Genomic DNA, 14,575 nt, shown 5'->3' on the forward strand with positions numbered 1-14,575 from the left:
GTGCGCCATGGCCGAGAGCCACGATCTCTTTCCCGGCTTCGAAACGCATTGGATCGACACCGGCGCGGGGAAGATCTTCACCCGCTCCGGCGGCTCCGGCCCGCCGCTCGTCCTGCTGCACGGCTTTCCCCAGACGCACGCGGCCTTTCACCGCGTGGCGGGCCGGCTTGCGGAGCATTTCAGCGTCGTCCTCATGGATCTGCGCGGCTACGGCTGGTCCGCCGCGCCGCCTGGCGACGCGGACCACGTCACCTACAGCAAGCGCGAGATGGCGAAGGACGTGATCGCCGTCATGGAGAAGCTCGGTCATGCGCGCTTCGCCCTTGCCGGGCATGATCGCGGCGCGCGCGTGGGCTACCGCCTCGCCCTCGACCATCCCGGTCGGCTGTCCCGTCTCGTCCTCCTCGACATCCTGCCGACCTTCTTCGTCTGGCAGCAGATCGAGGAGGGCGTCTTCCCCGCGGCACACTGGGAGTTCCTGGCGCGGCCCGCCCCGGAACCCGAGGACGAGATCAAGCGCCACCCTCTGCCCTATTTCGACGGGCTCCTGGCTAAATGGTCGAAGGCCGGCAACCTGTCGGCCTTCGATCCGCGGGCGCTCGCGAGCTACCACGCAAGCTGCAACGAGCCCACGCGCATCCACGCTTTCTGTGAGGACTACCGCGCCGGCCGCACGGTCGACGTCGCACAGGACCGTGCGGATCTCGCCGCCGGCCGCACCATCGACTGCCCGGTGCAGGCGATCTGGGGCGAGTTCTACCTCGTCACGGGCGGGACCGATCCGCTCGACGTCTGGCGCCGGACCTTCGCCCCCAAGGCCGTCGGCAGCAAGGTCCCGTCCGCCCATTTCGTCGTGGAGGAAGCGCCTGCCGAGGCGCTCGCCGCCATGATCCCCTTCCTGGAGGCGAGGACCTGATGATCTTTCGCGATGCCCGCAGGGAGGATCTCGCCGCCATCGTGGCACTCCTCGCCGATGACCCGCTCGGCGCCACGCGCGAGACGACGGACGAGGCAGTGGCAGAGGCCTATCATGCCGCCTTCGAGGCGATCGAGCGCGACTCTAACAACCGGCTCCTTGTGATGGAGGACGAGGGCACCGTCGTCGGCTGCCTGCAGCTCACCTTCATCCCCGGCATGACCTGTAGCGGCGGCATGCGCGCCCAGATCGAGGGCGTGCGTGTCGCTGCGAGCCACCGGGGGCGCGGCCTCGGCCGCCGGGCCTTCGCCTGGGCAGTGGACGAGGCGCGGCGACACGGCGCACGCCTTGTTCAGCTCACCACCAACAAGGCCCGGCCCGATGCCAAACGTTTCCACGAAAGCCTCGGCTTCGTCGCCTCGCACGAGGGCATGAAGCTCGATCTCGGAGCCGGAGCATGAGCAGCGAGCCGCCCGCGATCGACCGGCAGGCTGCCTTCTCCGGCACGCGGGAGGTAGCACCGGCGCTCGCCGTCGACGTCGGCCGCCTCCAAACCTATCTTGCCGCCCATCTGCCCGGCTTTGCGGGCCCCGTCACACTCCGCCAGTTCAAGGGCGGCCAGTCGAACCCGACCTACCTCGTGGAGACGCCCCAGCGCGTCTACGTGCTGCGCCGCAAGCCGCCGGGGCGGCTCCTCGCCTCAGCCCATGCGGTGGACCGGGAGTTCCGCGTCATGCGGGCGCTCTTCGCGCAAGGATTTCCCGTGGCCGAGCCGCTTGTCTACTGCGGCGACGAAGCGATCATCGGCACCGCCTTCTACGTCATGGCCCACGTGGACGGGCGCGTGATCTGGGAGCCAGCCGTGCCCGGCGTCTCGATCGCCGAACGCGGCGCCGTCTTCGACGCCATGAACGCCACCATCGCCCGTCTCCACGCCTTCGATCCGGCGGTGATCGGGCTCGCCGACTTCGGCCGGGCGCAGGGCTACGTCGCGCGCCAGGTCCGGCGCTGGTCGGAGCAGTATCGCGCGAGCTCGGACGAGGCGATCGCCGAGATGGACCGCCTCATGGCCTGGCTGCCCGACCATGTGCCGGACAGCCCGCGCGCGGCGGTCGTGCACGGTGATTTCCGCCTCGACAATCTGATCCTCGCGAAGGACCGCCCGCAGGTGCTTGCCGTCATCGACTGGGAGCTCGCCACGCTCGGCGATCCGATCGCCGACTTCGTCTATCACCTCATGACCTGGGTGATGCCGCCGGCACCGACCGGCGCGGGCGTCGGCAGCCTCGTGGGCGTGGATCTCGCCGCCCTCGGCATCCCGACCTTGGAGGACTATGCGGCAACCTACGCGCGCCGGGCTGGCCTGACCGAGATCCCGCATCTCGACACATACCTCGCCTACAACTTCTTCCGCCTCGCGGCGATCTGCCGGGGCATCGCCGGTCGCGTCCGCGACGGCACGGCGACGAGCGACAGCGCGGCCCTGATGGCGACGCAGGTTCGGCCGCTCGCGGCCACCGCATGGCGCTACGCGCAGAAGGCGGGCGCGCGGTAGCGTCACAGCCCTGCCCGTGAAGCCGGAGAGCGGGCTCCCTCCCGCCGCATTTGCCTGTAGCCTGCCGCCATGCGTGCCATCTCTTCCCCCTCCCCGACGGTTGCCGTCGCCCTGGGCGGCGGAGGCGCGCGGGGGCTCGCCCACGTCGCCGTGCTCGAGGCGTTCGACGAACTCGGCGTGAAGCCGGTCGCCCTCGCCGGCACGTCGATGGGCGCCATCATCGGCGCGGCCTATGCCGCCGGCCTGACGGGCCGCGAGATCCACGGCCATGTCGCAGACATGCTGCGTGACCGCGCCCAGGTGCTCGCGCGGCTGCTGCAGGCCCGCGTCGGGCGGCTCTCGCACCTGCTGTCCGGCGTGCTCAGCAATCCCGTGCTCATCGACAGCGAGAAGTTCCTCGACCTCTTCTGGCCGGCTGCGGTACCCGACCGCTTCGAGGAGCTGCTGCTGCCGCTCGCCGTCGTCGCCACCGACTATTACGCGCGCAGGGAGGTTCTCTTCGACGAGGGGCCGCTCGTCAGCGCCGTTGCCGCCTCCATGGCCATTCCGGGCCTCGTCAGGCCGGTGGAAATCGGCGGTCGCGTGCTCGTCGACGGCGGCGCCGTCAATCCCCTGCCCTTCGAGCATCTGATCGGCCGCGCAGACGTGATCGTCGCTGTGGACGTGACCGGGGGGCCGATGCCGGTCGGTGCCAAGGGACGCCGCAGCGCGCGCCGGGAGCGCACGGCCGTGGACGCGCCGCGGGCGACGCATCCTGCCCTTCCCGATCCGTTCGAGACCATGTTCGGCGCCTCGCTCATCATGCAGAATGCCATAGTCGCCGAGAAACTGAAGGCCCGCGCGCCCGACGTGCTGGTGCGCCCGGCGGTAGAGGGTTTTCGCGGCCTCGACTTCTTCAAGGCGAGAGCCATCTTCGCCGCTGCTGTGCCAGCGAAGGACGAGGTGAAGCGCGCCCTGGAGCGCCTGCTGTCGCGTCCCGTCAGCGCCGCTCGCGAAAGAAATCCCTGAGCATCGCGGCGGCCTCGCTCTCGCGGATGCCGCCGTAAACTTCGGGCGCATGGTGGCACGTGGGCGAGGCATAGAAGCGCACGCCGTTCTCCACCGCCCCGCCCTTGGGATCGGAGGCGGCGAAATAGAGCCGGCGGATGCGCGCGAAGGAGATCGCCGCGGCGCACATCGGGCAGGGTTCGAGCGTCACGTAGAGATCGCAGTCGACGAGCCGCTCCGCCTCAATCGCCTCGCAGGCCATGCGGATGGCAAGCATCTCGGCATGGGCGGTCGGATCGTTCAACGCGCGTGTGCGGTTGCCGGCGCTGCCGATCACGCGGCCGTCGCGCACGATCGCCGCGCCGATCGGCACCTCGCCGCGCGTGGCCGCCGCCCGCGCCTCGCGGAAGGCCGCCTCCATGCCGTCCACCCGCATTGTCGATTTCGCCGCGCCGTCCTGCACCTGCTCGCCCTCGCTTCGCCGCCGGCACTCTGCTATCACCGCGCAATGATCGACAAGCCTCAAGACAAGGGCCGTCGCCCCGCCAAAGGCGGGCGCGCGGGCGGCAGACCATCCCGCGCCGGCGAGCATGCCGGCAAGCGCCCCCGCCCCCACGGGACCGCGAGCAAGGCCACCGGGCGCGACAAGGCCGGCGCGAAGCATTTCGCCGGCGAGCGCCCGGCGAAGGGCGCCGACCAGAAGACCCGCAAGCCGCGCCTTGCCGGGCATGGCGGGCCGCGGCGGGCGGAGCGAACCGGCGGCGACCGGCCGCTGCGCCGTGCCGCCGCAACACCGGGCCGCGAGGGCGAGCGCATCGCCAAGGCGATGGCGCGCGCCGGCGTTGCCTCGCGCCGCGACGCGGAGGAGATGATCGCCGCAGGCCGCGTGGCCGTGAACGGCAGGATCATCGACACCCCGGCCATCCTTGTCGGCCCGATGGACCGGATCACGATCGACGGCGCGCCAATGCCGGCGAAGGAGCGCACACGTCTGTGGCTCTACCACAAGCCTGCCGGACTCGTGACGACGGCGCACGACCCGGAGGGGCGGCCGACCGTCTTCGACAATCTGCCCGAGGATCTGCCCCGCGTCGTCTCCGTCGGGCGGCTCGACATCAACACCGAAGGGCTTCTGCTCCTCACCAACGACGGCGGCCTCGCCCGCGTGCTCGCCCATCCCGGCACGGGCTGGCTGCGCCGCTACCGCGTGCGCGCCTTCGGCTCGGTGACACAGGGAGAGCTCGATCGACTCGCCGAGGGCGTCACCGTCGAGGAGATGCACTACGGCCCGGTGGAGGCGAAGCTCGAGCGCGAGCAGGGCGACAACGTCTGGCTCTCCGTCGGCCTGCGCGAGGGCAAGAACCGCGAGGTCAAGCGCATCCTCGAATATCTCGGCCTCCGGGTGAACCGGCTCATCCGCGTCTCTTTCGGCCCCTTCCAGCTCGGCGACCTCGCCGAGGGCGCGGTGGAAGAGGTGCGCACCCGCGTGCTCAAGGACCAGCTCGGCGACAAGCTCGCGGCCGAAGCCGGCGCCGATTTCGAGGCCCCCGCCGTGAACCGCGTGCGTGAGCCCGCGCCGGCCCGCGGTCGCGACGAGCGCCGCGGCCGGACCGTCGAGCGCGACGAGCACGGCTCGCATCGCGGACGCCGCCGGGACGATCACCGCCCGGTATACGGCGAGCGGATGCACGCGGGCGAACGCAAGCATCCGGCGCAGGCGGCGCCGCGACCCCAGGCCGAGCGCGGCACCGCGACGCGCAGCATCTGGCGCGACCAGGAGGCGGAGAACGCCCGGCCGCACGGCACCCGCAAGCCCCGCCGCGGTGCGGACGCCCGTACGGAACGCGCCGTGAGCGGGGAGAAGCCGCATATGCGTGCCGGCGCCGTGGCCGATCCCAAGGGCCGGCGCATTCTCGTCGAGCGCGTGGTGGCCGAGCCGAAGCCCGAGCCGCGTGGCCACCAGCCGCGTGGCGAAGGCTTGGGCGAGCGCAGCGCGCACCCGGCACGCGGGGAGGCTCCGCCCGGCAGTCGTCACCGCCGGAGCGAGGCCTCACGCGGGCCACAGCGCGGCGCCGAAGGCCGGCCCACCCGAGGGTTCGACCGACCGGGCTCGCAGCAGCCCAAGCCGCGGCGCCCCGGCGAACGCGCGAAGAGCGCCGGACACGCAGAGGCCGGCGGCTTCCGCCGCAAGGGCGAGAGCTTCGCCGGCAAGGCGGGTCGCGGGACCAGGGAGCCCGGGAAGCGGCCGAGAGGCGGGCCGGGCAAGCCCTCCGCCGGTCCCGGCAAGCCCCGCCGGCGGTGAGGCGGGACCCATGAGGATCGTCGCCGGGCGCTTCAAGGGCCGCGCGCTCGCCGGCCCGCGGACGAACGCCATCCGCCCGACATCCGATCGCCTGCGCGAGACGATCTTCAACGTGCTCGCGCATGCCTATGGCGATCCCGTCACGGGCGCGCGCGTGCTCGACCTCTTCGCCGGCACCGGCGCCATGGGGCTCGAAGCCGTCTCGCGCGGCGCCGCCTTCGCCCTCCTCGTCGACGACGGCGCGGAGGCGCGCGGCCTCATCCGCGCCAATGTGGAAGCGCTCGGCGCGGCGGGCCTGACGCGCGTCTACCGGCGCGACGCCACGCGGCTCGGGCCGGTGACGCCGCTCGAACCCTTCTCTCTTGCCTTCTGCGATCCGCCCTACGGCAAGGGCCTCGCCGAAGAAGCGCTCGCCTCGGCCCGCGACGGCGGCTGGCTCAGCCCAGGCGCACTCGTCGTCGTCGAGGAGGCGGCGGACGCCGCGCTCGCTCTGCCCGAAGGCTTCGAGGAGCTGGAGCGACGGGAATACGGCGACACGCAGGTGCTCATCGGCCGCCGCCATCCCTCACCCTGAAGCTCGCGGGCCACGACTGAAGCGGCATGACGTGGTCCTCACCGGAATTCGAACATCTCCACCAGCTTCGCCGCGAGCTTTTCGGCCGTCCGCCGATCCAGCATGCCCACACGACGGACGAGGCGGGATTTGTCGACACTCCGGATGTGATCCGTCAGGAACTCGCCCGTCACGCCGGCGAAGGCGACCGGCACGCGATGGGGGTAACCCTTCGGCTGCGAGGTCAGTGGCACAACGATCCGCGTGTACAAGAGCCCGTTCATTTCGTCTGGCGAGACAACGGCGCAAGGCCGCGTCTTGGCGACTGCCGATCCTTTGATGGGTCGAGGGCGACGAGATAAACGTCGAAACGACAGGCTCTTCGGGCCATTCGAAATCTTCCGGCCAAGCCCACTCTTCATTAAGCAATTCGCTCGGAAGGTCGAGCCATTCCATACGGTTCTCCGTATCCGGGCCGAGAGCCGCGATCGCCTCGGCCCAGCCTTCCCGTAGATGCGGGCGGGCGGGCATGAGCACGATGCGCCCCTTCTCCACCTCGATCTCGACATCCTCGCCGATGCCGGAGGCTTCGAGAACGGGCTTGGGAAGGCGCACGCCCTTGGAATTGCCGATCTTGATGATCCTGGCACGCATGACGGATCTCCTGCGGACCCGCAATGCAAGTCCGCCTCGGAGGGGCGCGAAGCCCTACCGTCGCCCGAAGAGCCGCTCGATGTCGGCAAGCTTCAGCTCGACATAGGTCGGGCGGCCGTGATTGCACTGGCCGGAATGCGGCGTCACCTCCATCTCGCGCAGGAGGGCGTTCATCTCCTCCGGCCTGAGCCGCCGGCCCGAGCGTACCGAGCCGTGGCAGGCCATCGTCGCGAGCACGTGGTCGAGCCGCGCCTCGAGCGCCGCCGCCTGCCCCCATTCGGCGAGCGCATCCGCGACATCGCGTACCAGCGTCTTGATGTCGCCGCCGGCGAGCGCCGCCGGCACCTCGCGCACCGCCACCGCGCCGGGCCCGAAGCCCTCGACGACGAGGCCGAGGCTTTCGAGCGTCCCGGCATGGGCGGCGAGCTGGTCGGCATCGGCCGGGTCGAGGTCCACCACCTCGGGAATGAGCAGGAGCTGGCGGGCGATCCCACTCGCGGCGCGCTCGCGCTTCAGCCGCTCGTAGACGAGGCGTTCGTGCGCCGCATGCTGATCGACGATCACGAGGCCGTCGCGCGTCTGCGCAATGATGTAGTTCTCGTGGATCTGCGCGCGGGCGGCTCCGAGCGGCTGGTCGAGCGCTTCGGGCTCCGGCTCGGCGAGCGCCGCGCGCGCGTCGGCCGAAGGCGCGGCGAGATCGGGCAGGCGCGCCTGCCCGCCCTCCCCGAGACCCGTGCCGGCGGGTGCGAACGGCGCCTGCCAGCCTGAGAAGGAGGAGGCCGCCGGCGGCGCCCGCACGGGAGCCGGCGGGGCGGCAAGGATCGGGCCCGGCGGCGGCAACGTCCGGCGCAAGGCGTCGAGGGTGCGGGCGCCGCCCGTCGTGGCCGCGCGATGGCCGGCGCGCGTCAGCGCCTCCTTCAGAGCGCCGACGACAAGGCCGCGCACGAGGCCGGGATCGCGGAAGCGCACCTCCGTCTTCGCCGGATGCACGTTCACGTCGACCGCGCGCGGATCGCAGCCGATGGCGATGACGAGCGCCGGATGCCGGTCGGACGGCAGGAAGTCCATGTAGGCCGCGCGGACCGCACCGAGGATGAGCTTGTCGCGGATAGGCCGCCCGTTGACCGTGCAGTGGATGTGCGCCGCCGTGCCGCGGTGATAGGTCGGCAGGCCGGCGAAGCCCTGCAGGGTGATGCCCTCGCGCGTCGCCTCGATCGGGCAGGCGTTGGGCGCGAAATCCGGTCCGAGCAGACGGCCGAGACGGCGAAGCAGCGCCCCGGGCCCCTTGCCCTCGGCCGGCAGGTCGATCGGCGTCAGGTGCTCGCCGGCGACCGTGAAGCGCACGGCCGGGTGGGCCATGGCGAGGCGTTTGACCGCCTCGGCGACCGCCTGGGCCTCGGCCCGGTCCGTCTTCAGGAACTTGAGGCGTGCGGGCGTCGTGAGGAAGAGGTCGCGCACCTCCACGCGCGTGCCGCGCCGCGCCGCTGCCGGCCGCACCGGCCCCTTCAGCCCTCCATCGACGACGATCTCCCAGCCGTTGGGCTCGCCCTCCGCCCGCGTGACGATGGACAGTCGCCCCACCGAACCGATGGACGGCAGGGCCTCACCGCGAAAGCCGAGCGTGTCGATGGCGAAGAGATCGCCCGTCGGCAGCTTCGACGTTGCGTGCCGCTCGACGGCGAGCGCGAGATCCTCCGCCCCCATGCCGGCGCCGTCGTCGGTGACGCGGATGAGGCGACGGCCGCCGGCCTCGACCACGACCTCGATGGAGCCCGCGCCCGCATCGAGGGCGTTCTCCACGAGCTCCTTGACCGCCGCCGCCGGCCGCTCGACGACCTCGCCGGCGGCGATGCGATCGACGAGAACGGGATCAAGCCGGCGGACGGCCATCGGCTGCTCCGAGCGTGAAGCGGACGCAGGGCAGGCCTCAGCCCCGCCCCTCCGCGAGATACTTCTTGGCGAGGATCTTCGCTTCCTCGACGGCCGGCTGGTCGAAGGGATCGACGCCGAGCGCATAGCCGGTGAGGATCGTCTCCAGCATGAAATGCATGAGCAGTCCGCCGAGGCTCTTCTCGTCGAGGCGCGGCACGTGGATATGGCGCACTGGGCAGCCGTTCTTGGCGAAGGTATCGATCATGGCAAGCCCCTGGGCCGCCACGAGATCGCCGATGGTCTTCGCCGCGAAACCCGGCTCGCCGGCGCGCGCAGCGAGCTCGGCATCCATGCTCGGCCCCTTGCCGGCGACGCCCGTCGTCACGACTGTGAAGAGCTTGTCCTTGGGGCCGGCGAGATAGAGCTGCTGCTGGCTGTGCTGATCGACCGGACCAAGCGCACCCACCGGCTGCGTGCCCTTGCCGCCCTTGCCGAGGCTCTCGGCCCACAGCTGCACCCACCAGCGCGTGAAGCGCTCGAGCCGGTCGGCGTAGCCCATGAAGACGGAAATGGCCTTGCCTTCCAGGGCCGCTGCGACGTTGAGGGCCGCGCCGACGGCCGCCGGGATCTCGCGCGCCGGGCTCCCTGAGGGCACGCCCTGGAGCGACTGGCTCGCGCCGCGGCGGATGGCGGCGATGTCGAGCCCGAGCACCGCTGCCGGCAGCAGGCCGACGTTGGTGAGCACGGAATAGCGCCCGCCGATGCCGGTATGGTGGTCGAGGAACGGCGCGCCCTCCGGTTCGAGCAGGGCACGCAGGGCATTGCGCCTGGCGCCTTCCTTCTGCGGCTCGGACAGGCCGAGGAAGAACTCGCCCGCCATGGCGCGCAGGCCCGCCCGGTCGAGGGCGCCGAGCACCGCGATGGCCTGCATGAGGGTCTCCCCCGTGCCGCCCGACTTCGAGATGGCGGCGAATCGACTCGTTGCGAGCGGCAGGCGCTGCAACAGGCCCTCGAAGGTCAGCGGATCGAGATTGTCGAGGAAGTGGACGCGCGGCCCCTCGGCGAAGCGCCCCAGCGCCGGCACGGCGTAGTCCCTGAGCTGCGCGAGCGCCTGGCCGCCGAGGCTGGAGCCGCCCGTGCCGAGGAAGATCACGTCGGTTGCCCCCTTGCACAGGCGCTCGGCCGCCGCGGTGACCGCAGGCAGGTCGTCCGTCGCCGTCGGCATGGCGAGGAGCGGCAGCCTGCCGGCGCGGCGCTCCTCGCGCAGACGGCCCAGCGCCCGCTCAACGGCGACGAGCGCCGCGTCGAGCGCGGTATCGGAAAGGCCGTCGCCTCCGATCTTGGAAGCGAGCGCGAGGTCGATCGACTGCGTGAAGCCCATGCCACCCTCTGTCCAGTTGTCGGATTGAAACGCGCGAATGCGGGTCGGAAGGACGATAACGGGCGCTACGACCTCCCGCCACCCCTCGCCACGCATGGAGCATGGCGCCCCCCTGGAGACAGGCGAGGCGCCGATAGCCGGGCGCTGCGGGCGCCGTCAGAGGCCGACGGGGCGCCCGGCAACGACCACGAGCAGCTCGCCGGCCCCGTAGAGCCGTTGCGCCGCCCGGCGCAAGTCCTCCGCCGTGACCGCCGCCACGAGATCGTTGCGGCGGTCGATATAGTCGATGCCGAGCCCTTCGAGCGCGATCTGCACGAGCTGGCTCGCGATCTTCGTCGAGGTATCGAAATTCAGGGCGTAGGAGCCGATGAGATACTGCTTGGCCTTGGCGAGTTCGTCAGCGCTCGGCCCCTCGGCCAGGAGCTTGCCGATCTCCTCGCGGATGACGGCCAGCGATTCGGCCGCACGCTCGTTCTTGGTCGCGGTGCCGCCGGTGAACATAGCCGCCCGGCGCAGCGGCATCAGGCCCGTCGACACGCCGTAGGCCAGGCCGCGCTTCTCGCGTACTTCCTGGAAGAGGCGCGAGGTGAAGGCACCGCCGCCGAGGATGTGGTTGAGCACGAAGGCCGGCATGAAATCGGGGTCGCGCCGCGCAATCCCCGGCCCGCCGAAGCGGATGACCGACTGTGGCACGTCGACATCAACGACAGTGCGGCTGCCGAGGCCGTCCGGCGCAATCTCCGGCACCTCTACGAGGTCGGCCGTTGCCGGCAGGGCGCCGAACACCGCGTCGAGATGGCGAGCGAGCGTCGCGGCATCGATGGCGCCGACGACCGAGACGACGAGATTGGAGCGCGCCAGCCCGCGGCGCCGCAGGTCATCGAGATCGGCGCGCCCGACTGCCTCCACGCTGTCGAGCGTGCCGCGGATGGGGTGGCCATAGGGGTGGTTCGGGAAGGCGGCCGCGAAGAAGGCGCGGTTTGCCAGCGTATCGGGATCCTTTGCCTCGTGGCGGAGACCCGCGAGCACCTGGGCGCGCACGCGCTCGACGGCAGCCGTATCAAGCCGGGGCTCGCAGAGGGCGAGCCGCAGCAGCGCGAAGGCCTCGTCGGCATGACGGGCGAGGGTCTTCAGCGAGCCACGCCAGGCATCCCTGTCGGCCGTGAAATGCAGCTCGATCGCCTTCTCGGCGAGCTTCTCCTGAAAGGCGTCGGCATCATAGGGTCCGGCGCCCTCGTCGAGAAGGCTCGCAAGCAGGTAGCCGGCACCGTGCTTGCCGGCCGGATCCTGCGCCGCGCCGCCGACGAAGGCGATCTCCATGGCGATCAGCGGAACGGCGTGCTCCTCGACAAGCCAGGCCTCGATCCCGCCCGGCGAGACGACGCGCTCGATCATCCTCGGTGAGGCGGAGACGGCGGTCGTGGCGCCGGCGGCGAAAGTCATGAGGCTCTCCGATGTCGACGGGCGGCCCGTGGCCGCTTCCACTCAACCGTTCTCAGGGGGAATCGGGCAGAAGGTAGCCGGTCACGGCGCGCCGGCGGTCGAGGAAGCGCGTCGCCGCCTCGTACACCGCGTCAGCCGTCACCGCCTCGATGCGCGTCGGCCAGGCGGCAACATCCTCGACCGTCTCGCCGATGGCGAGCGCCGAGCCGTAGAGGCGCGCGAGATGGGCCTGGCTGTCCTGGGCATAGATGATGTCGGCGACGGCGCGGGTCTTGGCGCGCGTGAGCTCGTTCGCCGACACGCCGCGGGCGACGAAGGCGGCCACCGTCTCGTCGATGGCGGCCTCCAGCGTCTCGAGCGACACGCCCGGACGCGGCGCCGCATGCATGCCGAAACGGGCATCGTCGAGCATCGTCGAGAAATAGTAGGCGCCCGCGCCCACGGCGAGTTCCTTCTCCAGAACGAGCGTGCGGTACAGAACCGAGGTCTGGCCGCCGCCGAGGATCTCGGCGAGCAGCTCGAGCGCATAGGCCTCGCCGTCGGCCTGGGTGCGCGACGAGGGCACGAGCCATGCCCGCTGCAGCAGCGGCTGCTCGACCTTGGCGTCTGCAACGCTGACCCGACGCATGGCGCGGATTTCCGGCTCGCGGGGACGATGCCGCTCGGGGCGCGCGCCGCGGGGCGCGATGCGGCCGTAAGTGTCCTCGGCGAGCCGGCGCACCCCTTCCGCCTCCACGTCGCCGGCGACGACGAGGATGGCGTTCTCCGGCGTGTAGAAGCGCCGGTAGTAGGCGAGCGCGTCGTCGCGGCGCAGCCCCTCGATCTCGTGCATCCAGCCGATGATCGGCGTGCCGTAGGGGTGGTGCACATAGAGCGCCGCCGCCATGGCCTCGGCGAGCTGGGCAGAGGGGTCCGTGTCGACGCGCATGCGCCGCTCTTCCAGCACCACGTCCCGCTCGGGATCGACCACCGCGTCGTCCAGCACGAGGCCGGTCATGCGGTCGGCCTCGAAGGCCATCATGGTGCCGAGGTGTTCCTTGGCAACGCGCTGGAAATAGGCGGTGTAGTCATAGGACGTGAAGGCGTTCTCCTGCCCGCCGAGGCTCGCCACGATCTTGGAGAACTCGCCTGCCGGATGGCGCTCGGTGCCCTTGAACATCAGGTGTTCGAGGAAATGCGCGATGCCGGACTTCGTCTGCGGGTCGTCGCCCGAGCCGTTGCGGTACCAGACCATATGGGTCGCGACCGGCACGCGCCGATCCGGGATGACGACGACATCAAGGCCGTTGCCGAGCGTGAAAGTCGTGACGGTTGGGCCTTCCGCTTCCCCGGCCGCTGCAGCGACCCCGGCCTTCAGTCCCGCGACGGCAGGAAAATCGATCATCGGCAAGCTTCCAGCTCAAGGGCGCGACGCTTGGCTGCGCCGCCTCGTCGGCGTACGCGCGGCGCACGCCTGCACCGATCCGGTGGGATCGGTGCAGGGGACCACCCCTCGTCCCGCCCGGATCAGGCCCGACCGGATGCGGCCGGACGGGCCCTGTCTCGACCGCCCGCCACGCCTGCTCGCCGGGGGGCGGTCAACTTTCACAACGTCAGAGTGTCCGCCGAAGCAACATCCACCCCGCCCGGGAGTGATCCAGCGTCAGCGATTCTTCGCCTGCTCGGCGATATAGGCCTTCGGGTCGGCCTCGTCGACGCGCACGATCGGGTCCTTCTTGCCTGAGCCGAGCGGCGCATTCGCCGCCGGAAGCCGATAACCCTTCGGCGGCTCGACGAGACGCTCGCGCGTGGGCTCCTGCCCGTAGGCGATGTTCGCCGTCTCTTCCTTCTTGACACCGGTCGTCTTCAGCACGTCCGGATGGACCCAATGGTCGCCACGACACTGGTCGCCGTAGCAGTTCCTGGGGCCGGGGGCGGAATTCGTCCCGACGCGGCGGCCGGCCTGCAGCTCCTGCGGCGAGAGGCGGCCGCCCTGCCGAGGATCGCGCTCGCTCTTCACGGGCACGGGCTTGCGCGCCTCCTCTTCCTCGCGCTGGCGGGCGAGCACGTCCGGATCCTTCGGCCAGGCCGCATTGCGGGCGGCAACGGCCCTCTCGTCCTGGGGCGGCGGCAACTGCCCGAGCTTCGGCGGCACGACGAGGGGCGCGCGCTCACGATAATCGATACGCTCGCCTTCCTTGTCGACGAAGCCGAGATTGCCGAGGAGGTCCTTCATGAACACGCCCTCCTGCGCCTGCGCGCCGGTCGCGGCGAGAAGCGCGATCGCGAGGGAAGCGGCTGCGACAAACCCGCTCGTCTTCACGTCGTGACGCATCATGGCTCCGTCCAATATCGCTTTGCGGTCGGCCCTGGGCCGGATCGCTTGCACCGTGCTTGAGGCGATTGTGAGGCGCCCCGCGCTCACGCTCCGCCGCCTCCGCCCACGCCGGTCGCCGCACGGCGCCTTTCGAGGAAGACGGAGTCATACAGAAGTACGCCCACCCCGGCAACGATGGCGGCATCGGCAATGTTGAACACGTACCAGCTGAAGCTGCCGGCGTGCAGGTGCACGAAATCGAGCACGGCCCCGTAGGCCACGCGGTCGACGGCATTGCCCACCGCGCCGCCGACGAGGAGGCCGAGCGCCACGGCGATGATCCTCGCCGGCGTGCGGCTCATCCACACGGACAAGCCGACCGCCGCCACGATCGAGAGCACCACGAGCAGCCAGCGGCCGAGGTCCGTCGACTGCTGGAAGAGCCCGTAGGAGATGCCCCGGTTCCAGACGAGCGTGAACTCGAGGAAGGGAGCGAGCACGAGCGGCTCGGTCCACGCCCGGACGTCGGCGATGAAATAGAGCCAGAGCTTGGTCGCCTGATCGAGGACGAGCGTGACGAGGGCGACGAGCGTACCGAGGCGGGCCGGGCTCATGG

At 71.1% G+C, this 14,575-nt stretch carries 14 protein-coding genes and 1 pseudogene; 6 read left to right on the top strand and 9 right to left on the bottom strand.

From position 1 onward, the window contains the following. Positions 1-7: 7 nt before the first annotated feature. The 4 genes from QNA08_RS06440 to QNA08_RS06455 all read left to right on the top strand — a co-directional run bounded on the left by QNA08_RS06440 (position 8) and on the right by QNA08_RS06455 (position 3,479). Positions 8-916: an alpha/beta fold hydrolase gene (locus tag QNA08_RS06440; protein WP_283739864.1), complete on the top strand. Its 909-nt coding sequence runs from the start codon at positions 8-10 to the stop codon at positions 914-916. Next, entirely contained in the window at positions 916-1,377 is a 462-nt protein-coding gene (locus tag QNA08_RS06445) for a GNAT family N-acetyltransferase (RefSeq protein ID WP_283739865.1), read from the top strand. The genes QNA08_RS06440 and QNA08_RS06445 overlap by 1 nt, the downstream gene beginning before the upstream one ends. After that, on the top strand, positions 1,374-2,471 hold the full coding sequence (locus QNA08_RS06450) for a phosphotransferase family protein (protein ID WP_283739866.1): 1,098 nt from the start codon (positions 1,374-1,376) through the stop codon (positions 2,469-2,471). Before QNA08_RS06445 ends, QNA08_RS06450 begins: the two co-directional genes overlap by 4 nt. A gap of 69 nt (positions 2,472-2,540) precedes the next feature. Further along, positions 2,541-3,479: a patatin-like phospholipase family protein gene (locus QNA08_RS06455; protein WP_283739867.1), complete on the top strand. Its 939-nt coding sequence runs from the start codon at positions 2,541-2,543 to the stop codon at positions 3,477-3,479. Here QNA08_RS06455 and QNA08_RS06460 read toward each other — a convergent pair. After that, positions 3,451-3,879, bottom strand: coding sequence for a nucleoside deaminase (locus QNA08_RS06460; RefSeq protein WP_283740084.1), 429 nt, complete (start codon positions 3,877-3,879; stop codon positions 3,451-3,453). The genes QNA08_RS06455 and QNA08_RS06460 overlap by 29 nt on opposite strands. 87 nt (positions 3,880-3,966) lie before the next feature. Between QNA08_RS06460 and QNA08_RS06465 the strand changes: the two genes are divergently transcribed. Further along, positions 3,967-5,760 carry a pseudouridine synthase gene (locus QNA08_RS06465; RefSeq protein WP_340321712.1) on the top strand — a complete coding sequence of 598 codons (1,794 nt, stop codon included), beginning with the start codon at positions 3,967-3,969 and terminating at the stop codon, positions 5,758-5,760. A 10-nt stretch (positions 5,761-5,770) separates the two neighbouring features. After that, positions 5,771-6,334, top strand: coding sequence for a 16S rRNA (guanine(966)-N(2))-methyltransferase RsmD (gene rsmD / locus QNA08_RS06470; RefSeq protein ID WP_283739868.1), 564 nt, complete (start codon positions 5,771-5,773; stop codon positions 6,332-6,334). 38 nt (positions 6,335-6,372) lie between these two features. Here rsmD and QNA08_RS18975 read toward each other — a convergent pair whose 3' ends face one another. The 8 genes and pseudogenes from QNA08_RS18975 to lspA form a co-directional block, all read right to left on the bottom strand. Then, complete coding sequence (locus QNA08_RS18975) at positions 6,373-6,882, bottom strand: type II toxin-antitoxin system PemK/MazF family toxin (RefSeq protein ID WP_340321714.1); 510 nt, start codon at positions 6,880-6,882, stop codon at positions 6,373-6,375. Then, positions 6,842-6,967: pseudogene (locus QNA08_RS19030) on the bottom strand (AbrB/MazE/SpoVT family DNA-binding domain-containing protein); the annotation flags it as partial. The gene QNA08_RS18975 and the pseudogene QNA08_RS19030, both read right to left, overlap by 41 nt. Before the next feature lie 54 nt (positions 6,968-7,021). Continuing rightward, the gene (gene mutL, locus QNA08_RS06480; protein WP_283739870.1) at positions 7,022-8,857 is read right to left on the bottom strand and encodes a DNA mismatch repair endonuclease MutL; all 1,836 of its coding nucleotides are present in this window, start codon (positions 8,855-8,857) and stop codon (positions 7,022-7,024) included. Between the two features lie 37 nt (positions 8,858-8,894). Further along, positions 8,895-10,220: a glucose-6-phosphate isomerase gene (locus QNA08_RS06485; protein WP_283739871.1), complete on the bottom strand. Its 1,326-nt coding sequence runs from the start codon at positions 10,218-10,220 to the stop codon at positions 8,895-8,897. Positions 10,221-10,376: 156 nt separating this feature from the next. After that, positions 10,377-11,663, bottom strand: a complete 1,287-nt coding sequence (locus QNA08_RS06490) for a M16 family metallopeptidase (protein WP_283739872.1) — start codon at positions 11,661-11,663, stop codon at positions 10,377-10,379. 52 nt (positions 11,664-11,715) lie between these two features. Further along, a complete protein-coding gene (locus tag QNA08_RS06495) occupies positions 11,716-13,047 on the bottom strand; it encodes a M16 family metallopeptidase (RefSeq protein ID WP_283739873.1) in 1,332 nt (443 codons plus the stop codon). Positions 13,048-13,305: 258 nt separating this feature from the next. Then, positions 13,306-13,980: a hypothetical protein gene (locus tag QNA08_RS06500; protein WP_283739874.1), complete on the bottom strand. Its 675-nt coding sequence runs from the start codon at positions 13,978-13,980 to the stop codon at positions 13,306-13,308. 83 nt (positions 13,981-14,063) lie between these two features. Next, positions 14,064-14,573 carry a signal peptidase II gene (lspA, locus tag QNA08_RS06505; RefSeq protein WP_283740086.1) on the bottom strand — a complete coding sequence of 170 codons (510 nt, stop codon included), beginning with the start codon at positions 14,571-14,573 and terminating at the stop codon, positions 14,064-14,066. Between the last annotated feature and the right edge of the window lie 2 nt (positions 14,574-14,575).

The sequence above is a fragment of the Chelatococcus albus genome, assembly GCF_030067675.1.
GTDB classification, from domain to species: domain Bacteria; phylum Pseudomonadota; class Alphaproteobacteria; order Rhizobiales; family Beijerinckiaceae; genus Chelatococcus_A; species Chelatococcus_A albus.

Excerpts from the sequence above, each read along its gene's own strand:
- QNA08_RS06440 (WP_283739864.1), top strand. The coding sequence starts at position 8 with ATGGCCGAGAGCCACGATCTCTTTCCCGGCTTCGAAACGCATTGGATC.
- QNA08_RS06445 (WP_283739865.1), top strand. The coding sequence starts at position 916 with ATGATCTTTCGCGATGCCCGCAGGGAGGATCTCGCCGCCATCGTGGCA.
- QNA08_RS06450 (WP_283739866.1), top strand. The coding sequence starts at position 1,374 with ATGAGCAGCGAGCCGCCCGCGATCGACCGGCAGGCTGCCTTCTCCGGC.
- QNA08_RS06455 (WP_283739867.1), top strand. The coding sequence starts at position 2,541 with ATGCGTGCCATCTCTTCCCCCTCCCCGACGGTTGCCGTCGCCCTGGGC.
- QNA08_RS06460 (WP_283740084.1), bottom strand. The coding sequence starts at position 3,879 with ATGGAGGCGGCCTTCCGCGAGGCGCGGGCGGCGGCCACGCGCGGCGAG.
- QNA08_RS06465 (WP_340321712.1), top strand. The coding sequence starts at position 3,967 with ATGATCGACAAGCCTCAAGACAAGGGCCGTCGCCCCGCCAAAGGCGGG.
- rsmD (WP_283739868.1), top strand. The coding sequence starts at position 5,771 with ATGAGGATCGTCGCCGGGCGCTTCAAGGGCCGCGCGCTCGCCGGCCCG.
- QNA08_RS18975 (WP_340321714.1), bottom strand. The coding sequence starts at position 6,882 with ATGTCGAGATCGAGGTGGAGAAGGGGCGCATCGTGCTCATGCCCGCCC.
- mutL (WP_283739870.1), bottom strand. The coding sequence starts at position 8,857 with ATGGCCGTCCGCCGGCTTGATCCCGTTCTCGTCGATCGCATCGCCGCC.
- QNA08_RS06485 (WP_283739871.1), bottom strand. The coding sequence starts at position 10,220 with ATGGGCTTCACGCAGTCGATCGACCTCGCGCTCGCTTCCAAGATCGGA.
- QNA08_RS06490 (WP_283739872.1), bottom strand. The coding sequence starts at position 11,663 with ATGACTTTCGCCGCCGGCGCCACGACCGCCGTCTCCGCCTCACCGAGG.
- QNA08_RS06495 (WP_283739873.1), bottom strand. The coding sequence starts at position 13,047 with ATGATCGATTTTCCTGCCGTCGCGGGACTGAAGGCCGGGGTCGCTGCA.
- QNA08_RS06500 (WP_283739874.1), bottom strand. The coding sequence starts at position 13,980 with ATGATGCGTCACGACGTGAAGACGAGCGGGTTTGTCGCAGCCGCTTCC.
- lspA (WP_283740086.1), bottom strand. The coding sequence starts at position 14,573 with ATGAGCCCGGCCCGCCTCGGTACGCTCGTCGCCCTCGTCACGCTCGTC.